General features: G+C 54.8%; 4 protein-coding genes and 3 pseudogenes. 5 read left to right on the forward strand and 2 right to left on the reverse strand.

Annotated elements, in window-relative coordinates; all coding sequences use genetic code 11:
• Positions 1 to 561 precede the first annotated feature (561 nt).
• The 4 genes and pseudogenes from ACOYNV_RS24480 to ACOYNV_RS24495 form a co-directional block, all read left to right on the forward strand.
• Complete coding sequence (locus tag ACOYNV_RS24480; protein WP_422902427.1) at positions 562 to 1917, forward strand: IS1182 family transposase; 1356 nt, start codon at positions 562 to 564, stop codon at positions 1915 to 1917.
• A gap of 611 nt (positions 1918 to 2528) precedes the next feature.
• Positions 2529 to 3032 (forward strand): annotated as a pseudogene (locus tag ACOYNV_RS24485) (tyrosine-type recombinase/integrase); the annotation flags it as partial.
• 41 nt (positions 3033 to 3073) lie between these two features.
• Positions 3074 to 3181, forward strand: a pseudogene (locus ACOYNV_RS24490) (hypothetical protein); the annotation flags it as partial.
• A 48-nt stretch (positions 3182 to 3229) separates the two neighbouring features.
• Positions 3230 to 3913 (forward strand): annotated as a pseudogene (locus tag ACOYNV_RS24495) (transposase); the annotation flags it as partial.
• Between the two features lie 33 nt (positions 3914 to 3946).
• Here the strand turns inward: ACOYNV_RS24495 and ACOYNV_RS24500 are convergent.
• A complete protein-coding gene (locus ACOYNV_RS24500) occupies positions 3947 to 4132 on the reverse strand; it encodes an ATP-binding protein (protein ID WP_422902430.1) in 186 nt (61 codons plus the stop codon).
• Between the two features lie 652 nt (positions 4133 to 4784).
• Here ACOYNV_RS24500 and ACOYNV_RS24505 point away from each other — a divergent pair.
• Positions 4785 to 5792, forward strand: a complete 1008-nt coding sequence (locus ACOYNV_RS24505) for a hypothetical protein (protein ID WP_422902428.1) — start codon at positions 4785 to 4787, stop codon at positions 5790 to 5792.
• Positions 5793 to 6890: 1098 nt separating this feature from the next.
• Here ACOYNV_RS24505 and ACOYNV_RS24510 read toward each other — a convergent pair.
• A partial coding sequence (locus ACOYNV_RS24510) for a hypothetical protein (RefSeq protein WP_422902429.1) occupies positions 6891 to 7075 on the reverse strand: 185 nt, incomplete at its 5' end.

Here is a 7075-nt window from a genome sequence, read left to right on the forward strand (position 1 = left end):
TTTCGCGGTGCTTCAACTCGGGTTGTGAGCGACCTACGGCATTTTCGTAAGCCATGTCGCATGACAAAGTTATGGCGTCAGGCAGTTGTCAGTCTGAAGCCGACCCTGGCTGAGGCCCCGAGCAATTTTTAGTGAACGGCAGGTCTACACTGGTAGCCATTCAACTTCTTCGGCTGGCTGACAACCGACATTTGGTCAGTGAGGGAAATGAAAGCGCACCGTCGCGGAGAACTCAGAAAATTGATAATTAGCCATTCGAAATGCGAAAGTGATATTTTGGAGCGATCGACCGCTTCGTGGCCGAAAGCAGCCGGTGAGTGTAAATTGATGGCGGGCAGCTAACGGCCATCAGCGGACGGTGGCGAATTCTCTCCAAACCGGCCGTTGAATAGGTCGAGCCACCCGATAGCGGACATTGAACCTGGTACACTCAATTTTTTCGGCTCACAGGCTGCTTTGCCGCCGATTGCGGTCATTCACGACCCTGAAAATGCTAGCAGCCTGTCGGGCTTTCCCATAAACATGCTATAATCATACCTTGTCACTTCGACGGACACGGGAATGGCCTTTCAGCCGATAGATCGAGATACGGATTACCTGTTACCGCCCTCGGTACAGGATTGGTTGCCGAAGGCACACTTGGCACGCTACGTAGTTGATGTGGTCGAAGGGCTTGATCTGTCGGCGCTGGAACGGGCGTATGCCGGTAGAGGCAGTGATGCCTACCATCCGGCAACGCTGCTGTCCTTGCTGATCTACAGTTACGCCACCGGAACATTCATTAGTCGCAAGATCGAACGGGCGACTTATGACTCACTGGCGTTCCGGTATATTGCCTGCAACCGTCATCCGGACCACGACACCCTGGCAACGTTCAGGACGCGCTTTGGCAAGGAATTCGAATCGGCGTTTGTTCAAGTTCTTCAGGTGGCACGCGAGAACCAACTCTCGCGTTTTGGTACAGTGAGCCTGGACGGCACCAAGATTCACGCCAATGCCAGCCGGCACAGCGCGCTGTCCTACGGGCACTGCGAGAAGATCGAAGCCCATCTCAAAGCTGAAGTGCAGGAGCTATTGGCACTGGCCGACGCGGCCGACCAGTCGACGGTGCCGGATGGGGTGAGTCTTCCCGAGGAGATCACGCGCCGGGAAGATCGTCTGGCCGCGATTGCAGCCGCCAAGGTCAAGATTGAGGCACGAGCCAAGGAGCGGTTCGAGGGCGAGCAGGCCGACTACGAGGCCAAGATGACCGCCCGTGCGGCCAAGGAAGTGGCGACCGGCAAGAAGCCCCGCGGCAAGGGGCCGAAGCCACCCGAGTCTGGTCCGCGAGCAAACGACCAGATCAACCTGACCGACGAGGAATCGCGGATCATGAAGGTCGCTGGCGGCGGCTTTGAGCAGTGCTATAACGCCCAGGCGGTAGTCGATACCGAATCGATGCTGATCCTCGCCACGGACGTCACCCAAGCTTGCAAAGACAAGGAGCAGGTTGAGCCGATGGTGGCGAAAGTTCAAGCCAATCCCGAAGGGCTCAATCAGCCGGATACCTGGCTTGCCGACACCGGCTATTTTAGCGCGAAAAATGTGGATGTGTGCCTTGCCGCCAAGATTGACCCGCTGATCGCCGTCAAGCGTGACGAACACCATCCTGACTGGCGGGACCGCTTTACCGAACCGCCGCCCTCGGCCGACGACGCCTCGCCGGTCGCGATCATGAAACACAAGTTCAAGACACAAACTGGACGTGCCGCCTATGCGCTACGCAAGCAGACGGTCGAGCCGGTGTTCGGCATCATCAAGTCAGTGATGGGCTTCCGCCAGTTTCATCTGCGCGGTCTGGACAAGGTCAAGAACGAATGGACGCTCGTTTGCCTCGCGTGGAATTTGAAGCGCATGGCCGTATTGCGTCCACAGTAAGAAAATAGGACAGAAGCATTACGATTTCGTGAAAAATCGACCTCATTTCCGCCAAAAACGTCTCAATTTTTTCCGCATCGTGAAAACAGGCCGTCGGGCGATCTTAAGTCCGACAGGCGGCTAGGGGTTGGATGGCCGCTTCCCGGGTTAACCCGCCGTTCAAAGTGCTAATATTCGATGCGGTTGCCAGGCTCCTCACGGCCATCAGCCGTCATTAGATTTAGCAATCGAAAGCGGTCATTGCTGAGAAATTGAACTCATGCAAAAACAATCAAGTAAGTGAAGACCCCGGTTGTCCACTTTGTTTGTCCGAATTGTGGGTTTGCTACTCGATGAAAGTGTCAGAATTTTCATGCATACAAAGACTTGCCGTTGTCCTGCCCACCAGATTGGCGGACACGATTCCAGATTGGACGACGCGTTTGTCGTCGACTACTAGTTGAACTAAACCGCTAACGCGGTGGATGAGTACTCGACCCCCGCGTTGTGGTCTGCATGACACGGGTCATCGCCTGAACCCTTATTCAAGCTGGGCCGTTGGCCAGCCGTTCTCCTGCTTGGGACTGTTCCCAATCTTCGAGGAGAACGAAATGACCGAACTACGCCAGCAAATGAACAACGCCATGCGCTTACGCGGCCTGGCCGATCGCACACGCGAATCCTATACCGCGTGCGTGTATGGGCTAGCCAAATACTATCGGCAACCAACGGAACAACTGGATGCCGCCGCGATTCAAGCCTACCTCCTGCACCTGTTCACCGAGAAGAAGCTCGCTTACGCCAGCGTCAATCAGGCGTCCTGTGCCTTCCGCTTCCTTTTCGGCACCGTTCTCGGGCGCGCTTCGGCAAGGTTCGACATCCCGATGGCCAAGGTGCCCAAACGGCTGCCGCAAATTCTGTCACGCGACGAAGTCGCCCGCATCTTCGCACACTGCAAGAATCTGCGCGAGCGCACGCTCCTGGAAACCCTCTACGCGACCGGGATGCGACTCTCCGAGGTCTGCGCCCTGGAACTGACCGACATCGAAAGCGCCGCCGACCGGATGTGCATCAAAGTCCGCCAAGGCAAGGGCAGCAAGGATCGCTACACTTTGCTTTCACCCCGCCTGCTCGAATCCCTGCGGCTGTACTGGCGCGCTATCGACCGCAAAGCTGGGTGTTTCCGAACCGGGCCGGCGACGGCCCGATCTACGACAAAGCGGTTCAACGCCTGTATTGCGCCGTACGCGATGCCGCCGGCCTGCCCAGAAGCGGTGGCGTTCACACGCTTCGACACGCCTTTGCCACCCACCTTCTTGAAGCCGGCGTCGACATCCATACCGCCCCGTACCAGCTGTTCAGTTGGGACATCACCTATTTGCCGACGCTGGTTAAGGGGATCTACTTCTACCTGTATTTGTTCATGGACATTTTTAGCCGAAAGATCGTCGGCTGGCAGGTCTACGAGGCCGAAAGCAGCGAACTGGCCGGCGAAGTGATGCGCGACATTTGCGAACGCGAAAACATTCTACCCAACCAGGTGGTACTGCACTCCGATAACGGTAGCCCGATAAATGGCGCCACCATGCTGGCGACCCTGCAATCCTTGGGCGTCATGCCGTCGTTCAGTCGTCCGTCAGTCAGCAACGACAATCCGTTCTCGGAGTCGCTGTTCAAGACCTTGAAATACCGGCCGATCTATCCGCAGCGGCCGTTTGATAACCTTCTCGCAGCCCGGCAGTGGGTCGGCACCTTTACCGCTTGGTACAACGACGAGCATCGTCATAGTGCCATCGGTTTCGTCACCCCGGCAGAACGCCATGCGGGCCTGAATACCGGCTTGCTACGCAAGCGCGTTGAGGTCTATAAGGCCGCCAAGAGAAAGCATCCAGAACGATGGAGCGGCACCACTCGGAACTGGCAGCCGGTCGCCGTGGTTCATTTGAATCCCGATCAACAAGCCGACAAAAAGGCAGATCAAAAGGAGGTGGCTTCAGGGCTCAAAAAAGCAGCCTAATGGCAAAACTTTAGGCGACAACTAGATTGACAATTACCGCCCCTCGACGCTCTCGACACCAACCGCGCCACCCATCATGTGGACAAGGCGTTTGCTGATGGCAAGGCCAAGTCCGGTTCCACCATATTTTCGGGTCATTGAGCCATCAGCCTGCTCGAAGGCAGAGAACAGGTGCTTCTGACCTTCGGCGGTGATGCCGAAGCCGGTATCCCAATCAATTGCGCCGGCATTCTATTCAATCCCCTGAAATTGAGATATTTAAAGATACAAGCGAGCCGAAGCTATCCTGAAACCAGATTACTAGAGCATCGGAGTTGGAGCTGACGATAACTGGTAAATTGGAGCGAAAACAGGCGATGGATCAGACAAGAGGAGCCATCATCTAATATAATCAAATTTCATCTTTAACATAGGTTCCGACATATTTAATCAGCGGCAAGGCAATGGGAGGAGCTTCATTCCATTCAAATTTGGCCCTAGCGACATCAAGGGCCAGCCTCAACGCCATGTAAGAGTGAGGAAACCAGTTTTAACCCACCGGATCTTAGCTATGCATAAGTGCCGACATCAATCTCTAGCCAACGGCATGAGACATCCAGACTCATACCAGCAATACAAAACAACAACGACAAACACATACAAGCCAATTAATTTCAAATAGCCTTTTGTTACACAGGGGCTGGGAAGCAAAAAAACCCAAAGGGAACTAATGAATCAAGCCGAATTGCAAAAGCCTGCCTGCCCACACTGCAGAAAATCAAATGTGGAATTTCACGCCAAATCGAAGATATTGGATTGCAAAGACTGTGACGGCTTCTTCATTGTCGATGATGCGGGAAAAGGCCACTCAGTCAACGACATTAAATCCTGCATGCCCGCACTGCGCGAACGTTTCGGCGAGCAGTCGCCGCAGGCATGGTTCAACGAATTGGCGAAGCTCTTCAGCAACCGTGGCGATGTCTTTAGTAAGAGCGGTGACGCTACGACGGCGCTGGAGTTCTATGGCCGGGCGATCGGCCTGTGGGAAATGCTGCGTGAACAACTCGGCGAGGATTGGCCGCCGGAATGGAGCAACGACTTTGCGAAGGGCTACATGAACCGTTGCGTCGTCTTCATAGAAAGCGGTGACGCCAAGGCGGCGCTGGAGGACTATGGCCGGGCGATCGGCCTGTGTGAAGTGGCGCGTGAACAACTCGGCGAGGATTGGCCGCCGGAATGGAGCAACGGCTTGGCGAAGGTCTACATTACCCGTGGCAATGCCTTGGGAAGTCGCGGTGACGCCAAGGCGGCGCTGGCGGACTATGAGCGGGCGATCGGCCTGTGGGAAATGCTGCGTGAACAACATGGCGAGGAGTGTCCGCCGGCAATGAGCAACGACTTGGCGAAGTGCTACTTTACCCGTGGCAATTTCTTGGGAAGTCGCGGTGACGCCAAGGCGGCGCTGGCGGACTATGAGCGGGCGATCGACCTGTGGGAAATGCTGCGCGATCAACTCGGCGAGAAGTGTCCGCCGGCATGGAGCATCGACCTGGCGTCGGGCTACATGCAACGTGGAATAAACTTCTTGAACGATACTGCTGAAGTTAAGCCGGCGCTAGCGGACTATGGCCGGGCGATCGGCCTGCAGGAAATGCTTCGCGAACAACTCGGCGAGGAGTGGCAGCCGGCATGGGGCAACGACTTGCCGAAGTTCTACCATAGCCGTGGCGCCCTCTTGCACACTATCGGTGAAACCACGGCGGCGCTGGAGGACTATAGCAGGTCGATCGTCCTGCAGGCAATGCTGCGCGAACAACTTGGCGAGCAGTGGCTGGGTGGCGAGTTACTTCAGCTTACTTGTCAGAAGAGAGATGATCTAATTGAGGCTCGCGGATTCTAATTCGAAGTGCAACTTTACCAACCGGGTTTGGAGGGCAAGATGCGGTAGCATCCGGCCCCCTGGGCCACCAAGTCCAAGTTGCGCACGGTGAGATTCACGTCTTATACATTACCTCTGTAATCTTGTCGGTTGCGTACTCAGGTGCAGTGTATTCAAGCAACTCCCCAAGCGACTGGTATCGTCCAAGGCTTCGATCGCCACTTACTTTTGCCGGTGGAGAAATTTACGGCTGACGCCTTTTCGCTCAGTCAACGGAGTGATTTTTTGGATTCCGACAGCGATTCAATCGCGAGACCCTTATGCGCATCGTTCAAAAGTAGGCGTGTACCAATGAAAAATAATACTCATGCCGGTCTCGTTCATAAAAGCCTGCAATTGTCACGGATCCTCTCGCTTCAGAGAAGTATGCCGGTCTTTAAAGTGTTCCTTGGATTTTAACCACGCCGCTCTTTTTTGACCTCGCTGATACGTTTGCTGCGAAAACAGATTCCCTCTGTACTGTTCAATCTGCCGGCGACCAAGGCGTGGCTGAAAAAGGCGTTGTTTGGTTTGGCTTTGATATGCCGAAGCACTTATCGAGGGATAACTGAATTATTAGGCGATGTTGTTGGAGACTCTGTCAGTCTCGGTATGCTTCATAACCTGATCCAGCAAGCCGGCAGTAAGGTGGTACCCATCAGTCGCTCTCGGGATCTCGGTGCCATTCGCATTGGACTTCACGACGAGATATTTCCAGGCGACCAGCCGGTGCTTGCTAGCATTGATGCCGGTTCGACTTACCAAAAAGCTTACATCCGGTCTAAAACCTTCCCCGTCAGGGGATTCCGGGTTTGGTCGGGGGGGGCTGCCCCGTCCAAACCCCTTTGTTGAGATGTGAGCTGTTCAGGCGAACTATCGTATCTCGATATGCACTGCTATCTTTTTGCGGGCGCCAAGCATCGGGATGGTGATTCTTGGGGGGCATCTGCACGATGCCGCTGAACAAGGATTTGCCCCCGGATTATCACTAGTGTCCGGTTAAACGAGAGAGCGAATCACTGAAAGCCTTGAATGTCGGTCTATTTAGCAAAAAAGTTGGTATCGATTTGAGCGTCATAATCAATATCCGAAAAAATTCCGGAGCAACCCCATCCGGCGCCGCCCATGAACACCGGCAGGATATTTCCCTCCCAATTGATAGATTTTTTGCTTCGGACAACCTTCACCATCGGTGAAACGGCGTCCTAAACGCGCTTTGTTCACCCCAAATCGCTGAAAGACGCCCAAGGCAAGGGTTTGGACGA

Source organism: Propionivibrio sp. (assembly GCF_049316945.1).
Taxonomy (GTDB): Bacteria; Pseudomonadota; Gammaproteobacteria; order Burkholderiales; family Rhodocyclaceae; genus Propionivibrio.

What these genes read in the sequence shown, in the direction of transcription:
- ACOYNV_RS24480 (WP_422902427.1), top strand. Translation starts at nt 562, where the DNA reads ATGGCCTTTCAGCCGATAGATCGAGATACGGATTACCTGTTACCGCCC.
- ACOYNV_RS24505 (WP_422902428.1), top strand. Translation starts at nt 4,785, where the DNA reads ATGCCCGCACTGCGCGAACGTTTCGGCGAGCAGTCGCCGCAGGCATGG.